The organism is Clostridium beijerinckii (assembly GCF_036699995.1).
GTDB lineage: Bacteria > Bacillota > Clostridia > Clostridiales > Clostridiaceae > Clostridium > Clostridium helianthi.
The window spans coordinates 4,479,544-4,498,677 of record NZ_CP144906.1 but is presented as its reverse complement, the minus strand read 5'-3'; the positions used below and the strand labels follow the sequence as shown (position 1 = coordinate 4,498,677).

Here is a 19,134-nt window from a genome sequence, read left to right as displayed (position 1 = left end):
AGGTGATAAAATATGATGAGAAAAAAAAGAGGATCAAGTTTAGTTTCTGTAGCAATTCTATCATTTCTTTTAATTACAGTAGGAACAGCCATGGTATCTATGACTGTTGGTGATTATAAAATGAGGATGACAGAGAGTACCAGAATAAAAAATTTATATTCATCAGAATCAGGTTTGGATGTAGCTTATGATATACTTGTAAAAACTTTTGACGCAGCAGCCACTTATGGAGTTAACAAAGTAGAAATTTTTAAGTTAAGTGATGATTTTATTATAAATGTTGCAAAAGATTTAAAAGATCAAGTAGCCAGCTTAAAGAATGATATAAAAGATATAAGAAACGGTAATTCGGGTAGTAAAGAAGAGCAAATAAAAGAAAAAAATAAACAAATAGATTCGTTAAATAAACAAATTAAAATAGAAGAAGATGCAGCAATTGATGCTTGTTTTAAAACAAATTTTAATGATTTTGTATATATGAATGAACCGCAAGAAGATATAAGTAAAATAAATACCTTGGCAAATAAAGATGAACTAAGAAAATGTATTATAGATGAAAAATATATTAAAGACGTTAACAAAACTTCCAATAATGAAAGATATTCAAACGTGATATTTAATACAGATAATAGTAATACTATAGTTCTTATTGTTGATGGTGAAAATGAAGGAGATAAAAGTGGAATTACATACGAGAACATAGATGCAGATTCACAAAATGGAAGAGTGTATCCAACTAGAAATTATACGATAAAAATAACTTCTAAATTTAGCACTAGAGATACTAATGGAACTACTGAAAGAAAGCTTCAATCAATATATGAAATGACAGTTCCAGATTACAAAGATGTTGCGTTTGGTGAGAGTAATGTGGAATTACCTAAGTACACATTTTTGAATGATAAGGCACTTCTTATTGGTGGAAATATGAAGATTACTGATGCTAACTTTGTTGTTAATGGAAATATATTTGTTGAGGGAAATGGATATAACGATATAGATGCAGGTGTGCAGACAAGAGCATATGATAAATACAATGGTGGAATAGTTTTAGATGCTGGTTCTAGTAAAAATGTTACATTTACTGGGGATGTTATTACGGGAAAAACTTTTAATGTCAGGAATAATGTAAATACAATCATTAATGGCAATTTATATGCAATGAATGTTTATGCAGGAAGTGAAAGAGCAACTGATACTCCATCAAAGAACTCATCATTACAAGTTAAAATAAATAATAACACTGGAGGAAATGTAACTGTAGATAATGACATTACTTTGAATGCAGATGCTACAAGTATCACAATGGATAAGTTTTATGGAGTTAATGATACAAAGAGTGATACGAGTGGAAGTGTAGGAACGAGTGCTAAGCCTCTAGGAAGAATATCCAGTAGTATTATAGTTAATGAACACACAGGTTCTAGTATTACAATTAATACGGAAGCGTATATTATGGGAGTAGCTCATATAAATACGGCAAATGGGTATAGTACAGGTGAATCTACAGGGGTTAGAGGAAATTATATAGCATATGCAGTTCCAGATCCTTCGAGTCCGAGTGAAGAACCTATATATGATGAACCATTGGAATTGTTTAATATTATTGATAAAAGCAAATATTTCATAAACTATTGGAAAGGTAAAAATATAGATTCTGGAGGCATCCATTTGCCAAGTAACACATATTCTTATGGAGCAATAATTGTAGATGAAGGTGGTAAATCTAAAGCAGATAATGGAAAGCCACCTGATAGTACAGTTGTAAATAACAAGAAGAAAGAATTTGCTTCAAAGGTATATAATGTTAGAGGTGCAATGCTAACGGATGCTCAAAAACAAGAGTTATATGACTCACTAGGAGATGGCAAGGATGAAGTGAGTGATATAATGTATATGGATGGTGCAGATGAGGGTTATACAAAAATAAATCAGATGTTTTTTGAAAAATACGGAAATGTAACAGATGTGCCTGATGAGCAAAATAATAACGAGAAGACTATATTTAGCGATAAGAATATAAAGATTATTGAAGGAGATAAGGATGAAATAGTTAGAGACGGTGATAATGGTATAATCATAAAGGTTTCAGCTGGCAAAACTTTAAATGCTTTTATTGCTACATCCCAAAATATTACTATTGAAGGTAATGTTAATATTCAAGGGAATATTATTGCAGAGGGAGACCTTAATGTAAGCGGAGTTGAAGGAAAAACCATAACATATAATCCGGATTTGTCAAAAAGAATACAAGCTTCAAATGTGGAACTTTTTAATTCTGTATTTGGGCACATTAGAGAAGATAGTGATGGCGCATCAAGTAGTAAGGCTAATATAAATGTTCAATACGATATTAATAAATTTATAAAAAACAGATTATGGAAGATTGTTAAATAGAATTTTAAGCAAGGATGTGAGGCAGATTTGATAAGTTATAGGAAGAAAAGTGGTTTTACGGTAACAGAGCTTGTAATTGTTATGACGTTGACAGTTGTTGTATTGGGAATAATATGGACAATGTTTAGCGTAAGTAATAAAATAATTTCGAATGTAACTATTAAATCTGACTTACAAAGAGAAGGACAAGCAATTCAAGAGCAGTTAAGCAATATTGGAATGCAGGCGACTGGAATTGAACCTATTATGGGTGATGATGGTAATGAAGTTACAGGTGAAGTGAAAAAAATAACAATTAATTCTTATGATAAATATGGGAATAGGAAACAATTTGAAATTGAGAATGCATCTGGAAGAATGTTAATAGATGGGAAAGAAGTATCAAGTTATTTAGGAAATATAACAATAAATAAGGAAATCATTCATAAAGAGAAAGCTGAGCTCATTAATAATACTTATATTGACTTTTCTATTACATTAAGTAGAAATAGGAATTATGATAATAAACCAATACTATATCCAATAAAAGTAAGAACAGTATTTAGGAATAAGAATACTTTGGGTACGTAGAACTTACAGTATTTTTAGATATAAATAAGGTGAATTTAACGTTTTAGGGGGGAGAAGATTGAAATTTAAAATAGCGAATAAAAGGATGGTTTCATTAACTATATTAATTACTTTTATGATATCAATTATTGGTGTAGGAAGCTATGTAAATGCAGTAGATGATTTAGTCAATATAAATAGAACAGTGTCAGTTTCAAATGTAAAAGCTGGAGATACTTTTGATGTTAAGTACACTATAACCCCTAAGCCAATTGCTGCAAGCTCACAGGATAATAATAAACAAAAAGAGATAGTATTCGTTATGGATACATCTGGGAGCATGGATTGGATCGTAGGGGCAGATAGAAAGCCATATTATTATGGGGAAAAATCAAGGTTGCGTATAATGAAAAATGTAGCTGAAAATTTTATTACTAAATTTAATAATAATGACAAGGCAAGAATTTCTTTAATGCAATATAATTATTATGCTACTAATATTACTAATAATTTTACAAATATTAAGTCAAATAATATTAATGATTTTACAGGCAATAACGGTTATATTGAAAGATTAAACGCTAATGGGAGTACTAATATTGGAGATGGATTAAGGAAAGCTTATTATATGCTTTCGGATAATGCTCAAGGACAAGACAAGTATATAGTGTTAATGACTGATGGGGAAGCAGAGGCTTATAGCTATAATAATTCTGGATATTATATGAGTGATGGAACAAATTATAATTATTATTACACTAGCTGGAATAATTCACATACCTATGCTAATCCAGATTGTAGGGAAGATTCAATGAAATATGCTAAAAAAGTAGCAAGTGAAAAGATAGCAACAAATTCTAATATTAACACTTTTGTAATAGGTTTTGGAAGTGGAGCAAATGGAGATAAAAATAAACAAATAGCAGATGCTGCTAAAGGAACTTACTTCCAAGCTCAAAATGAAAGCACAATAACTGAAATATATGATAGAATTCAAAAGATTATAGATACTGATGTTAGTGGAAAGGTACATTTTGAAGAAAATATATCATCTAATTTGGAAGTTGTTAATGTTAAAAATCAGAATTTAACTCAAGAATATGCTTTCAATAATAATAAGTTGTCAATAGATTTTAATAATTACTATACGTTGAATAATGGAAGTTATTATTCTGACCCTATAGAATTTACTGTGACGTATAAAGTTAAAGATGGCAATATATGTAAGTTGGGGGCTGGAGGAAACTCCTCATTTGTTAAGATTGATGTTTTATCAAAAACTGAGACAGAATATTTTCCAGAAAAGATTATAAATAATTCAATACCAACTCAAGTTACAATGGAGGTATCTGATTCTACTGGAGTAATTGATAAATATGATACATTAGCACAAAATCCTCCAAGTAATAGATATGATAAAGTTAATAATCAATACAAATTATTAGGAGATTCTTATGTCAATATATTAGCTCAAGGCAATGAAATAAATTTTATGCAGTATCAATTTGTAAAATCAGATACTAATCCAACTGATCTTCCCAATAATAATTGGAAGGATATAGACATCACAAATACAGAAATAAATGAAGATGTAGATGTAGAGAAAAGTGGTAACTTGACTCAGAGATCTTACAATGTTAGTCATTTGCCACCAGTAAATAGTGGTCTTACGGTTGAACAAGCTAACAGTAAATACTGGTCAAATAAAGAATTGGTATTTAAGTATCCATTTGAAGCTACAACATATAAATCAACACAATATGCAACAAGTAGGGATTCGTTTGGTGCTTTAGAGAATTATGTAAAAGCAGATGGAACAAATGCAAAAAGGTGGGTAACAAAAAATGCTTTCTTGAAGAATGATATGACGATAGGTAATGATTATCAAGAAGCAGCGAAGTTTTGGGGATATTTGAAGGTTGAAAATGATGGATATTATAAATTTGGTGCTTCTTCAGATGACGGATGTAAAGCAGATATAACTATTGATAAAACAACTCATACTTTTGTCAATATGTTTCAATTACAAGGGTCAACATTTGGTAGCGATAATAACGTGTATAATTTAAAAAAAGATAAATATTATCCTATTTATATAGAATATTTCAATTGGGGGGGGAATGCAGATTTTAGATTATTATATTCATATGCTTCAACTAATAATTCAATAACAATAAATAAAGATTCATCAGTAATACCATCATCATGGTTTTATCCATCAAAAAGTACAGCTCCAGGGGAATATGCTACAAATACATTTACAGGAAGAGCGGGAATTAAGATTCCAGATGATATAGGAAAATATTATATAGCATATAGAGCTGGAAAAAGAGATGCTAATAATAACATAACAGAGATACAAAAGTCAGGTTTTTATGGGCCATTTGTAAGAAATGAGAGGTTTACGCTATCAAGAAGTTTAACTAATGATAATCCTCAAGTAGGAGATATAGTTGAAATTAACTATACAATATCACCAAATGCGATACCTATTACGGATATATATAAAAATTATAAATCTGGTGATTCTATACCTAATCAACTAAAAATAAGTGATTTGAAAATCCAACAGGTATTACCAAGTGGATTAACTTATGTAGGATCGTCAGATAATGCTAGTATTGTTAATAACTCGAATGAGATAAGTGGAGTCATAACTCCGAATATAGATCCAAATTTTAAGCAAAATATCGTTTATAATCTAGAAGGGTCAACTTATAAGGCAGATAATGTCACCGTGACAATAAAGGTTAGACCTACAATACAAGGAGAATTTAACTTACTGAAGGAGAATTCGATTTTAACTTATACTGATATTTCTATAGATTCAACAAAACAAGGCGCACAAAGGCAATGTAATTTTCCTGACTTCCAATTCACTGTTAATAGCAATAGTGCTATATCTCAGCATGGTATATATCATAGAAGCGATAATACAATAGATTCAAGTAATTTAAATGTTATTGATAAAGTTCCAACAGAACTAGCTATGATAGTTGATGTAAAATCATCAAATTTAGTAATAGATTGGAATATAGATAAAACTAATATTTCAGATAGTCAAATAATATTCAAGAAATATAAAATTATAAATGGTAGCATTGATATGAATCATCCAGAACAATTAAATTTAGATATTAGTACTAATAATAGTGGAACGATAAGTAATACTACAGGATTTAATATGGAAAGTGGATCTAAATATATAATAATATACACAATTACTCCAGAAAAGAAATCTGGTAATAATATTAATATAGGAGCAAGTATAGAGGGGACAAGTAATTCTAAACCATTAAATTTAACAATAAAAGGGTTGCCAGATTTATTTTAGTTAAAATTATTTATTACTAGGTTTGGGTAAGCAAAATTTTAATTTAGTATATTAGATGCACATAGTATTTTCGGAAAGTAAAATTAGGCGGAGATAATGCTCCGCCTAATTTTATATAATTTATATTGAGATGGTATTTATGGTCTACTAAATAGTTGAAAGGTGGTTTGAATTTGGAATTAACGATTAATATACGTAAAAAAATAAGGAATATTTACAAAGACATACATCAAATGACTAAGGTTAGTGAACTTATCAATTATATCCCAGAACAATTAATTGAAAGGTTAGCTCTCTTGTTACTTATTTTATGGGTATTATCACCATTAATTGTGATACTTTCTAATAATTTTGTAAATGATGTAGAGAAAACATATATACTTATGTTCAAACAACTATATTGGTATGAAATACTCCAAACCATTGGATTTCTAGGTTGTATACTGGGCGTTATCACTTTTTCAAAAAGTATTTTACAAGCAAAAGTAGAGAAGGTATCTTTACAGAACTATATTAAAAGCAACCTATTTTATATATTTTTGTTTATGATGATTATTTGGAGCGTTATATCATGTTTTAATTCAGATAATATTGATATCTCGCTTAATGGTACGCTATATAGAAAAGAAGGTGTCATTACATATTTCACTTACTGCGGAATTTTTTGTTGTGGATATGTAGTAAGAAATAGAAGATTAATAAAGATTATTTTCGAATTCTTTACTTTATGTGCAGTGGTATTATCATTATTAACCCTTGTTGATTCTAAAGAGTTAAATAATGCATTGGGATTAACCTCTGATTCGTCTATCTTTTCTCAGTTTAATCATTATGCATATTATTTGTGTATGTCTATAATGAGTGCATCTTTGCTATTTATTACAGAGAAAAAGTCAACTCAAAAGTTGATTTTTAGAATCATAATATTTTCTGTTATTACAGCTGCTTTAATTAAGAATGGATCCTTCGGACCTTACATTGCTGTTATAGTAGGATTAATTTTTAGTATTATTTTTTCAATTCTGTTAGACAGAAAAATTTTAAAGCGAGTAGTAATAGTAGCAAGCGTTTTTATAGCTATTACGCTAGGTATGAACATTTCAAATAGTCATACTTACAAAGATTTTTGGACATTAGGCGGAGATATATTTAAAATAGCAGAGAAATCTCCAGATGCTGATAAAGCGGGAACGGGTAGATGGATTCTTTGGGTAAATGGAGTTAGATTCATTTCTGAAAGACCTTTATTTGGTTATGGAGCAGACAATCTTGGGGATCAATATGCTAAAGTTAATGTTAATACAGATCGTGCACATAACGAAATTATTCAATTTGCTGCAAGTCTAGGTATTCCAGCTGCAATTTTATATATTGCAGCACTAGCAACTTATTTTATATTTTTTATAAAGAAAAGGAAACAATTTTTGAGGTTAGATATCTATATATTATGTATAGTAATCGCTTATTTAGCCTCATCAATGTTTGGTAATACAATGTACTATACAAGTCCATTTTTCTTTATGATATTAGGAATTTCAAGTGGAAGGCAAAAGTTGCTTCTAAAAAGTTTTTCTAGCTATTCAAGAGAATCTGAGAATTTATTTTTAATAAAATCTTAATTTCCCTTTACTAAATAATAATGTATAATAACCATATGTTATAAATTAATTAATATGTCGAAACATATGGGAGGAAAGATATGAATACAGTTACTTATTTAATTGATATATTTCTACATCTTGATAAATATCTAGGATTCATAATAAACAATTATGGATTTGAAACATACTTACTACTATTTTTCATAATATTTTTGGAAACAGGATTAGTAGTAACTCCATTTTTGCCAGGAGATTCGTTAATATTCGCTGCTGCTGCTTTTGCTGCTATGGGAATGCTTAATATATATGCATTACTAGGACTTTTAATGGTTGCAGCAATCTTAGGAGATACTGTTAATTATGAAATAGGAAGAATTTTTGGTGATAAACTTATTAATATTGCTGGTGGGAAACTTATTAAGAAAGAACACCTAGATAAAACTAATAAGTTTTATGAAAAGCATGGTGGGAAGACAATAATCTTTGCAAGATTTATCCCAATAGTACGTACTCTAGCTCCATTCGTAGCTGGAATAGGAAAGATGCAATATAGACACTTTATTTCATTTAATGCAATAGGCGGAATTCTATGGGTATTAATAGTATCAGCACTAGGATTTTTCTTTGGAAACATTCCAGTAGTTAAAAAGAATTTTGAATTTGTAATTATAGCAATCATATTTATCTCTATTGTACCAGTTATCGTTGAATTCTTAAGAAGCAAGATGAAAAAAGCCAATCAAACAGTGTAAAAAAGGCCTAATTAGGGAGTGAAAAGACTCTTTAATTAGGCTTTTAACTTAAAATCGATTAGACTGTATGATATTTATAAATAGCTGAATTATGTTATAAAGTAATTATAGAAATATGTTATGTTACATAACTTAGTCAAAAGCTGAATATAACGATTCTTATATGACAATACTTCTAAGAATACTAAAAAATTACTGGAGGTAATCATATAATGATTAGAAAGTTAATTCCTTTAATAATAATGCTGTGTGTTTTTACAGTTTTATTATTACCTACCACATTTTATAAAATAGAGAAATCAACAACCTCATCAACTGAAAATGAAAACAAAAATATTAATACTGACATGTCCATAAAACCTGATAATACCACTAATGAACTAAAGTCATTTCCTAAAGCTGAAACTTCTAATAAGAGTGAACCTAATACGTTAGTAAGTGAAACGCAAGTTGTTAAGGAGCAAAAAGCTAACAGTGAAATTAGAAAAACTGATATTGATACATCTAATTATTTGAGTAGCTTACAATGCATTAGTTATAAATTAAAAAAAGGAGAAACTTTAACTGATATCGCTAGAAAATATGAAAGTACTTGCAATCTAAACAGTACAATTAAGATGATAAAATCAATAAATAAAATTGATGATGTAAACAATATGAATTCTCAAACTATTGTAAATATACCAGAGAATGCGATTAGAAGTGGAACAATGTATACTGTAGTGTCAGGTGATACATGGTATAAAGTAGCTAATAAATATTATCCTGAGTATACAGTTGAATCTGTAATGAAGTTTCTGGTATATATAAATAATTTGCCTAATAATGATCTACCTTTAGGAGAAAAGATTTTTTTACCATCTTTATAGATATGTTAGAAATATGAATACTAGAAAGCACATACATTTTTGTGGAGCAGACACTTGAAATTGTGCTGATGAAAGTTCTTAATGAGAGGTTGTTACATTTACTTGCTTGTCACATTAAATAATGGGAGCATGCAGTTATAAATTAATAATCACATATTAAAATCATACATCATCAGAAAGAAGGATATACTTTTGTGGAGTGTTGCATTGAGAATGTGGCTTTAGGAGTTTCTTCATTAGAAGTTGTTCCATTGTTGCTTGTCCTTAGGAACTAAGGATCATGCAGGAATGGGTACAATTTCTAATGTCAGAAATCCAAAGTCATATTCTCTAGCAACCGGAACAAAAGTGTATCCTTCTTTCGGTTATATCTATTTTCTAATTAAATGCGTTATATATTGCAGCAATTCCTTTTTCAAAATCATCATTTTCTATACCAACTAATATGTTCATCTCACTAGAACCTTGGTCTATCATTCTAATGTTGACTTCAGCATTTGAAAGAGCTGTAAATATCTTGGCAGCAGTGCCTCTTTGTTTAGCCATTCCACGTCCAACAGTAGCAATCATAGCTAAATTTGGATGGATTTCTATAGTGTCTGGGTTGCATGCTCTTTTAATTTCTTCTACAACAACATCCTTTTTATTCTTTAATTGAGTGTCTTGAATTACAAAGCATACTGTATCTATTCCAGAAGGCATATTTTCAAATGAAATATTGTGCTGTTCAAGTATTGATAAAATTTTTCTACAGAAACCAAGCTCTGAATTCATTGAAGCTTTAGATATTGAAATAACTGTGAAATCTTTTTTACCAGCTACACCTGTTACAGTTGTTGGTTTCATTGAACCATCTGTATCTTTTACGATAAAAGTACCTTCGTCTTGAGGTTTGTTTGTATTTTTTATATTTATTGGAATTCCAACTTCTCTTACTGGGAATATTGCATCTTCATGTAATACAGAAGCACCCATATAAGATAGTTCTCTAAGTTCTGAATAAGTTATTTTGCTTATTGGTTTTGGATTATTTATTATTCTAGGATCTGCCATTAAAAATCCTGAGACATCTGTCCAGTTCTCATAAAGATCAGCATTGATGCTTGCAGCAACTAAAGCTCCTGTTACGTCAGAACCACCTCTTGAGAATGTGATTATATTTCCATCTTTGTCTGCTCCATAAAATCCAGGAATTACAGCCTTAGAAATTTTAGATAATTTATAATGAAGAGCTGAATCTGTTGCCTTAGAGTCTAAAGAACCATCATTATTAAAAATCATAACGTCTTTAGCATCAACAAATTGAAAGCCAAGATAGTTAGCAAGTATTAACCCGTTTAAGTACTCACCTCTACTTGCGGCATAATCACTTGAAGCCCCTTCTTCAAGATCTTTTTTTATGATGTTTAAATGCTCTGTAATATCAAAATCTAAATTTAAATCCTTAACGATATTACAATATCTATCTGTTATATGATTAAAAACATCATCAAAAGATATTCCAGTAGAAACGTGGGCGTGGCAAAGATATAATAAATCAGTAATCTTTGAATCTTTAGAATTTCTCTTTCCAGGTGCAGATGGCACTACATATCTTCTTTCTGGATTTGAAAAGATTATTTCTTTAACTTTTTTAAATTGAGTTGCATCTGCTAGTGAACTTCCACCAAATTTTGTTACAATTGTGTTCATAATTATAGCCCCCATATATATGTATTTTTACATATAAGATTGTAGCAATTTATCTAAAAATGTTCAAGTTAATTATTAATAATGCCAAATGATTATTTTCTCTTGATCATTTGAGTATTATTTATAGAAAAGAACATATAATAAACTGCAAAGCAGATTAAGGAATGGATATAAAATAGATTTATGGTATAGCAGGTACTGAGTTTTGCAATCATAAATCAAGTTATTTATTTCTTTATCTGTGTAAAAACACATAGAATGCCTTTAAATCATTAATGAAGAAAATTCATTTAATATAATAAATTATATATACTACAAAAATAATTCTTCATTATAATTCTAAAAGTATTGCAATAATTTTAGTCGTAACTGTGAATTGAAGCATATATATAATCTATGAAAAAAATTTATCATATTTAATTATAGATACCACAATCATAAACTATACTTAGACTATGAAGTGTTTTCCAACCAGAAATGAGTAGTATACTTTTGTGGAATGTTCCAATAGATAATTTACATTTAAAGTTCCAGTGAGCTGAGTTATCAGTTAAGACTAAAATTTAGAAATTTAATTGTAATACACATTATTATGTAGATAAAATAGCGAGTATTATTAATAACGTTTGACAGAGTAAATATTGATTTGTATAATAAAAATACCAAGTGAAACTTGATTATTTCTTGTTTTTCATTGAAATTCAACGTTGAATAAATAGATAAAAATAACATAGAAGTAAATTAAGTATTGTTAACATTATGGTACTGATAATTTAATATCAAAATATTTTAAATATCAGGGATTATATAGATAAACAAATTAAGAATTCGATTTATTAGATGGACATATTTACAAGGTTACTAAAACCTTAAGTTACCACATAAATTTAATCTTAAAGTTGGATATCTATATGTATTACAAATTTATATATACTTTGACAACGGAGTCATAGAATTAATAATTCAGATTGATTTCGTTTTTTTGTTATAAGTTATAAAATAATTTTCTGCAGAAGTTATTTTTTATATTTATCAATTTAATAAATATAAGCTTTAATTTTTAAAGAATATGGTATTAATTTCTTTAAAAATTAAAGTTTTTACCACAAAAATACTTACTTTTTTAAAAAATCTATTGATTTGTTAGAAACGGTGGTATATAATTTACTTATTAAATGAATTGAGCAAAGGCGTTCAATAGATGGTATACCGCTTCTATTGTGCGCCTTTTTTTAGAAAAAAAGGGGGTTTGTAAAATGGCAAAGTACACAAAGGAAGATATCATTAACTTAGTAAAGGAAAATGGAGTTAAATTTATAAGACTTCAATTTACAGATATCTTTGGAACATTAAAAAACGTAGCAATTACAGACAGACAGTTAGAAAAAGCATTAAATAATGAATGTATGTTTGATGGATCATCTATTGATGGTTTCGTTAGAATTGAAGAATCTGACATGAATTTAAGGCCGAACTTAGATAGTTTTGTAATTTTCCCATGGAGACCGCAACAAGGTAAGGTTGCAAGATTAATCTGTGACGTTTATAAACCAGATGGAAAGCCATTTGAAGGTGATCCAAGATATATCTTAAAGAAAGCTATAGCAGATGCAGCTGAACTTGGATATACAATGAATGTTGGACCTGAATGTGAATTTTTCTTATTTGAAACTGATGAAAATGGTAATGCAACAACAAACACTCAAGATAAAGGTGGGTACTTTGATTTAGCACCTACAGATTTAGGAGAAAATGCTAGACGTGATATGACTTTAGCATTAGAAGAAATGGGATTTGAGATTGAAGCATCTCACCATGAAGTTGCTGAAGGACAAAATGAAATTGACTTTAAATATGGTGATGCATTAACTACAGCTGATAATATTATGACATTTAAGCTAGTTGTTAAGTCTATTGCACAAAGACACGGATTACATGCATCATTTATGCCAAAGCCAATTTTCGGAATTAATGGTTCAGGAATGCATGTTAACATGTCATTATTCAAGGATGGAAAGAATGTTTTTGTTGATGAAAATGACAAGAATGGCTTAAGTTCAATAGCTTATAACTTTATAGCAGGATTATTAAAGAATATCAAAGGTCTTGCAGCTGTTACTAACCCATTAGTTAATTCATACAAGAGATTAGTACCAGGATATGAAGCACCAGTTTATTTAGCTTGGTCTTGTAAAAACAGAACAGCATTAATAAGAGTACCAGCGGCTAGAGGCGCAGGAACTAGAGTTGAGCTTAGATGTCCAGATCCAAGTTCTAACCCATATTTAGTATTAGCAGCTCTATTACAAGCAGGATTAGATGGTATTAAAAACAATCTACAACCACCAGCAGAAGTTGAAGCAAATATTTTTGCTATGACTGATGAGGAAAGAAAAGCTAACGGAATTGATAACTTACCTAATAACTTATATGAAGCAGTTCAATTCATGAGAGAAAGTGAGTTAGCTAAGTCAGCTTTAGGAGAACATGTATACAATAATTATCTTGAAGGTAAAGCAGCTGAATGGGATGATTATAGAACTAAAGTACATGACTGGGAATTAGAAAACTATCTTAATAGATATTAATTTAGTAATACCAATTATTATTAATTAAGGTGGGGATTGCAATGGCTCAAGATGGAAGAATTATTATAGCTTTAAGCAATATTGAGACAGCAAAAAAATTAAAGAGTTTACTAATGCAGGAAGGCTATGAAATCATAGCATTATGTGCTTCAGGAAATGAATTAATTAGATTAGTTATGCAACATTCCCCAGACCTAGTCTTAGTAGGATATAAATTCAAGGATATGAGTTTACTAGATGTTTATGAAACACTAGTAGATGTAACTAGTTTTTTAGCTATCGTAAATGAGCCTTATAAATCATTTATAGAAGAAGATACTGATATATATTGTATTGGTACTAAAATCTCTAATGTTCTCTTAACTAATGCTATAAATTTAATTTTTCAAAGCAAAAAGAGAATCAAGAAGCTGAGAGATCAAGTTGAAAAGTTAGAACATACTCTGGAAGATAGAAAGCTTATCGAAAAGGCTAAGGGTCAACTCATGAAAACTTCAGGACTTACGGAGAATGAAGCGTTTAGATATATGCAGAAGATAAGTATGGATTCTGGGAAAAGAATGAAAGATATTGCGAGTTTAATATTAAGTGAAAATGAATAACTTATAAAATGTAGCAAATACGCGAGTAATTATATTTCAAAAAAGGATGTATTTACTCGTTGTTTGCTACACATAAATGCAATATGATTGTTTTAAGGATAAATAGGTGCCTGATAGATAAATATTTAAGAAGGTACAAATGAATATATTATTATCTCAAGGGGGAATTTTAATGGAAAGAAATAATCCGAATGCACAGGGGTTATATAATCCATGTTTTGAACATGATGCTTGTGGAATTGGGACTATAGTAAACATTGATGGTGAGAAATCTCATGAAATATTATCAGATTGTTTAACTATCCTAGAAAAGCTAGAGCACAGAGGTGGTACAGGCGCTGATGAACATACAGGAGATGGAGCAGGAATATTATTTAATATACCACATAAGTTCTTTCAGGAAGAATTGAAATCAAAAGGTATGACTCTCGGAAACGAAGGGGATTACGCTGTTGCTATGGTATTTTTACCACAAGAAGAAAAGGCAAGAAAAGAAGCTATGAGCCTTTTTGAAGATATATCAAAGGAAGAAGGACTTGAACTAATTGGGTGGAGAGAAGTTCAAACAAACCCTTCAATACTTGGAAAAGCATCGCTAGAAGCAATGCCTGCAATAATGCAAGCTTTTGTAAGAAGGCCAAATGGAATAAAACCAGGAAAAGATTTCGAAAGAAATTTATATATTGTTAGAAGAAATATAGAAAAAAGAGCAGGATGGATAAGCAAGTTCCTTAATGAAACTTTCTACATAGCGTCTTTTTCATCAAAGACAATAGTATATAAAGGAATGTTACTATCTACACAGCTTAGAGAATTTTATAAAGATTTAGAAGATGAAAGAGTTGAAACATCTTTGGCATTAGTACATTCAAGATACAGTACTAATACATTCCCAAGTTGGGAAAGAGCTCATCCTAATAGATTTATGATTCACAATGGTGAAATTAATACACTTCGTGGAAATGTTAATAAGGTTTATTCTAGAGAAACAAATGTTAAATCTAGAGCACTTGGAAAAGATTTAAACAGAGTGCTACCTATTATAAATAAAGAAGGATCAGACTCTGCAATATTTGATAACAATTTAGAATTCTTATATATGAATGGAATGGATTTAACTAGAGCCATTATGATGGCAATTCCAGAACCATGGTATAAGAGTAAAACTATGAGTAAAGAAATGAAAGCTTTTTATGAATATAATGCTACACTAATGGAACCATGGGATGGTCCAGCAGCTATCGTATTTACAGATGGCGAAAAAGTTGGTGCAGTTTTAGATAGAAATGGTTTAAGACCATCAAGATATTATATAACTAAAGATAGAAGACTTATTCTTTCTTCAGAAGTTGGTGCATTAGATATACCAGCTGAAATTGTTGAAAAGAAAGATAGATTAATGCCAGGTAGAATGCTACTTGTAGATACAGTTAAGAAAGAAGTTATAGATGACGAAGAATTGAAAAATGCTTATGCTAATCAATATCCTTATGAAGAATGGTTAAAAGAAAATCTAATTACATTAGATAAAATGAATGAAAGCAAGAAGTTCAAGATTGAATATGATAAGGAAACTAGAAAGAAATTAGAAAAAGCTTTCGGATACACTTACGAGGAAGTAAAAACAACAATGCTTCCAATGGCTGAAACTGGAGCTGAACCATTAGCAGCTATGGGTGTAGATGTTCCTTTAGCAGTATTATCGAAGAATTCTCAACCGTTATTTAATTACTTCAAGCAGTTATTTGCACAAGTTACTAATCCTCCTATTGATGCTATTAGAGAAGAAATAGTTACAGCTTCTAATGTTTATCTTGGACCAGAGGGTAATATATTAGAAGATAAAGCATCAAATTGTGAGTTAATTAAACTTGATTCACCAATAATCAAGGATGAAGAATTAGCTAAAATAAAAGCTTATAATAAAGGAAACTTAAAATCAAAAGTAATTGATATCGTATTTGATAAAGGTGGCTCTTTAGAGGAAGCATTAAATGAAATGTTTGAAAAAGCACAAGATGCCTATGAAAAGGGATATACTATATTTATATTATCTGATAGAAATATAAGTGATGTAAAAGTTCCAATTCCATCATTGCTTGCAGTATCAGCGCTTCATCAATATCTAGTTAAAAAAGGGACAAGAACTTCAGTTGGGCTAATACTTGAAAGTGGAGAACCTAGAGAAGTTCACCATTTTGCGACATTACTTGGATTTGGTGCTTCTGCTATAAATCCATATATGGCTTATGAAAGCTTAAGAGGATTAATTGAAGAAGGATTACTTGATTTAGATTATGATAAAGCTGTTTATAATTATAATAAAGCAGTGCTTAAAGGTATAATTAAAATACTTTCAAAAATGGGTATTTCAACAATACAATCTTATCAAGGAGCACAAATTTTTGAAGCTATAGGAATTGGAAAAGAAGTTATTGATAAATACTTTACTAATACTATAAGCAGAATTGATGGAATAGGACTTGCTGAAATTCAAAAAGAAGCAGAGATAAACCACAGAAATGGATTTAAAGAAAAAACTTATGCAGCAGACTTTTCACTAGATTCTCCAGGATATGAAAAACTTAGATCAGGAGAAGATAGTGGAGAAGAGCATTTATATAATCCACTAACTATTCACAAACTTCAAGAAGCTACTAAAACATCTAATTATGAATTATTTAAAGAATATACTTCTTTAATTGATGATGAAAAAGCTGAAATCACTTTAAGAGGATTATTAGAATTTAACTATAATTCTAAGGCAATTCCACTTGAAGAAGTTGAGCCAGTTTCAGAAATTGTTAAGAGATTTAAGACAGGAGCAATGTCTTATGGATCAATTTCTAAAGAAGCTCATGAAGCACTTGCTATTGCTATGAACAGAATTGGCGGTAAGTCTAACACTGGTGAAGGTGGAGAAGATAAGGATAGATGGATTAAAGACGCAAATGGGGATTCAAGAAGATCCTCAATAAAGCAAATTGCATCTGGTAGATTTGGAGTAACTTCAGAGTATTTAGTAAATGCAGATGAACTTCAAATAAAACTAGCACAAGGAGCAAAACCTGGTGAAGGTGGTCAATTACCTGGGACTAAGGTTTACCCATGGATTGCTAAAACTAGACATTCAACTACAGGGGTTGGTCTTATATCACCACCACCTCATCATGATATTTACTCAATAGAAGATTTAGCTCAATTAATATATGACTTAAAGAATTCAAACACTGGAGCTAGAGTATCTGTTAAGTTAGTTTCAGAATGTGGAGTTGGAACTGTTGCAGCTGGTGTTGCTAAAGGTGGAGCAGAAGTAATATTAATTTCAGGGTATGATGGAGGAACAGGTGCATCACCTAAAAACTCAATCAAAAATGCCGGACTTCCATGGGAACTTGGACTAGCTGAAGCTCACCAAACATTACTTCTTAACGATTTAAGAGAAAGAGTTAGAGTAGAAGTAGATGGTAAACTTATGAGTGGACGTGATGTTGCTATAGCTGCCCTTCTTGGAGCAGAAGAATTTGGATTTGCAACTGCACCATTAGTAACTTTAGGTTGTGTTATGATGAGAGTTTGTAATCTAGATACTTGTCCAGTTGGAGTTGCAACTCAAAATGAAGAGCTTAGAAAGAGATTTAAAGGAAAACCAGAATATGTAGTTAACTTTATGTACTTTATAGCTCAAGAACTAAGAGAAATTATGGCAAGTCTTGGATTTAGAAATATTGATGAGATGGTTGGTAGAGTAGACAAACTTAAGCAGAGAGAAAATATTCATGGCTGGAAAGCTAAGAATGTTGATTTAAGCTCAATACTTTACACTCCAGATAAGTATAAAGGAAAAGTTGTTAAGTTTGATGAAACTAAGAAATACGACTTTAAATTAGAAAGAGTGCTAGATCAAAAAGTATTCTTAAGCCAATTTAAAGACGCTATAGAAAAGAAAGAAAAAGTAAACTTTGAAATTGATATAACTAATACTGATAGAACACTTGGAACTATTCTTGGATCTGAAATAACAAGAGTAAATGGTTCTGATGGATTGCCAGAAGATACTATTACTATTAAGTGTAATGGAGCTGCAGGTCAAAGTTTTGGTTCATTCATTCCAAGTGGATTAACATTTGAAGTTGAAGGAGATGCTAATGATTACTTAGGTAAGGGATTATCAGGTGGTAAGATTATAGTATATCCTCCAAAGAAATCAACATTTGTAGCAGAAGATAATATCTTGATTGGAAATGTTGCTTTATATGGTGCAACTTCAGGAAAAGTATTTATAAATGGTATTGCAGGTGAAAGATTCTGCGTTAGAAATTCAGGAGCGACTGCTGTTGTTGAAGGAGTTGGAGCTCACGGATTAGAGTACATGACAGGTGGTAAGGTTGTTGTTTTAGGTAAAACAGGAATTAACTTTGCTGCTGGTATGAGTGGCGGAATTGCTTACATTTATGAAGAAGATCCAAACTTTAGAATAAACTTAAATGAAGAAATGATTCTATTAGAAGAGTTAAGCTTAGAAGATGAAGAAGAATTAAAGAACTTAATTGAAGAACATGTAAAAGTTACGGGCTCTCCTAAAGGAAATAAAATATTATACAACTTTGAGACAGAAAAATCTAAATTCCACAAAATAATTCCAAAGGATTATAAGAGAGTATTGGAAACTGTTGAAAAGCATAAGAATCTTGGATGTGATGAGGATGAAGCATTAATTAAAACTTTCCAAGAAATTAAAGGAAATTAG

The 19,134-nt window shown here is 30.1% G+C and carries 10 protein-coding genes; 9 read left to right on the top strand and 1 reads right to left on the bottom strand.

Annotated elements, in window-relative coordinates; translation table 11 throughout:
* Positions 1 to 12 precede the first annotated feature (12 nt).
* The 6 genes from PZA12_RS20645 to PZA12_RS20620 all read left to right on the top strand — a co-directional run bounded on the left by PZA12_RS20645 (position 13) and on the right by PZA12_RS20620 (position 9,502).
* Positions 13 to 2,397: a pilus assembly PilX N-terminal domain-containing protein gene (locus tag PZA12_RS20645; RefSeq protein WP_103697518.1), complete on the top strand. Its 2,385-nt coding sequence runs from the start codon at positions 13 to 15 to the stop codon at positions 2,395 to 2,397.
* A gap of 27 nt (positions 2,398 to 2,424) precedes the next feature.
* Positions 2,425 to 2,967: a type II secretion system protein gene (locus tag PZA12_RS20640; protein ID WP_103697517.1), complete on the top strand. Its 543-nt coding sequence runs from the start codon at positions 2,425 to 2,427 to the stop codon at positions 2,965 to 2,967.
* 58 nt (positions 2,968 to 3,025) lie between these two features.
* Positions 3,026 to 6,280: a VWA domain-containing protein gene (locus PZA12_RS20635; protein ID WP_103697516.1), complete on the top strand. Its 3,255-nt coding sequence runs from the start codon at positions 3,026 to 3,028 to the stop codon at positions 6,278 to 6,280.
* A gap of 173 nt (positions 6,281 to 6,453) precedes the next feature.
* On the top strand, positions 6,454 to 7,899 hold the full coding sequence (locus PZA12_RS20630; protein WP_103697515.1) for an O-antigen ligase family protein: 1,446 nt from the start codon (positions 6,454 to 6,456) through the stop codon (positions 7,897 to 7,899).
* Positions 7,900 to 7,979: 80 nt separating this feature from the next.
* Entirely contained in the window at positions 7,980 to 8,633 is a 654-nt protein-coding gene (locus tag PZA12_RS20625; RefSeq protein WP_103697514.1) for a DedA family protein, read from the top strand.
* Positions 8,634 to 8,845: 212 nt separating this feature from the next.
* Positions 8,846 to 9,502, top strand: coding sequence for a LysM peptidoglycan-binding domain-containing protein (locus tag PZA12_RS20620; protein ID WP_103697513.1), 657 nt, complete (start codon positions 8,846 to 8,848; stop codon positions 9,500 to 9,502).
* Positions 9,503 to 9,880: 378 nt separating this feature from the next.
* Here PZA12_RS20620 and PZA12_RS20615 read toward each other — a convergent pair whose 3' ends face one another.
* The gene (locus PZA12_RS20615) at positions 9,881 to 11,194 is read right to left on the bottom strand and encodes an aspartate kinase (protein ID WP_077840154.1); all 1,314 of its coding nucleotides are present in this window, start codon (positions 11,192 to 11,194) and stop codon (positions 9,881 to 9,883) included.
* 1,256 nt (positions 11,195 to 12,450) lie between these two features.
* Between PZA12_RS20615 and glnA the strand changes: the two genes are divergently transcribed.
* From glnA to gltB, 3 genes are all read left to right on the top strand, one after another.
* Positions 12,451 to 13,782, top strand: coding sequence for a type I glutamate--ammonia ligase (glnA, locus tag PZA12_RS20610; RefSeq protein WP_077840717.1), 1,332 nt, complete (start codon positions 12,451 to 12,453; stop codon positions 13,780 to 13,782).
* A gap of 41 nt (positions 13,783 to 13,823) precedes the next feature.
* Positions 13,824 to 14,384, top strand: coding sequence for an ANTAR domain-containing response regulator (locus tag PZA12_RS20605; protein ID WP_012060362.1), 561 nt, complete (start codon positions 13,824 to 13,826; stop codon positions 14,382 to 14,384).
* Positions 14,385 to 14,556: 172 nt separating this feature from the next.
* A complete protein-coding gene (gene gltB / locus PZA12_RS20600) occupies positions 14,557 to 19,134 on the top strand; it encodes a glutamate synthase large subunit (protein ID WP_078114595.1) in 4,578 nt (1,525 codons plus the stop codon).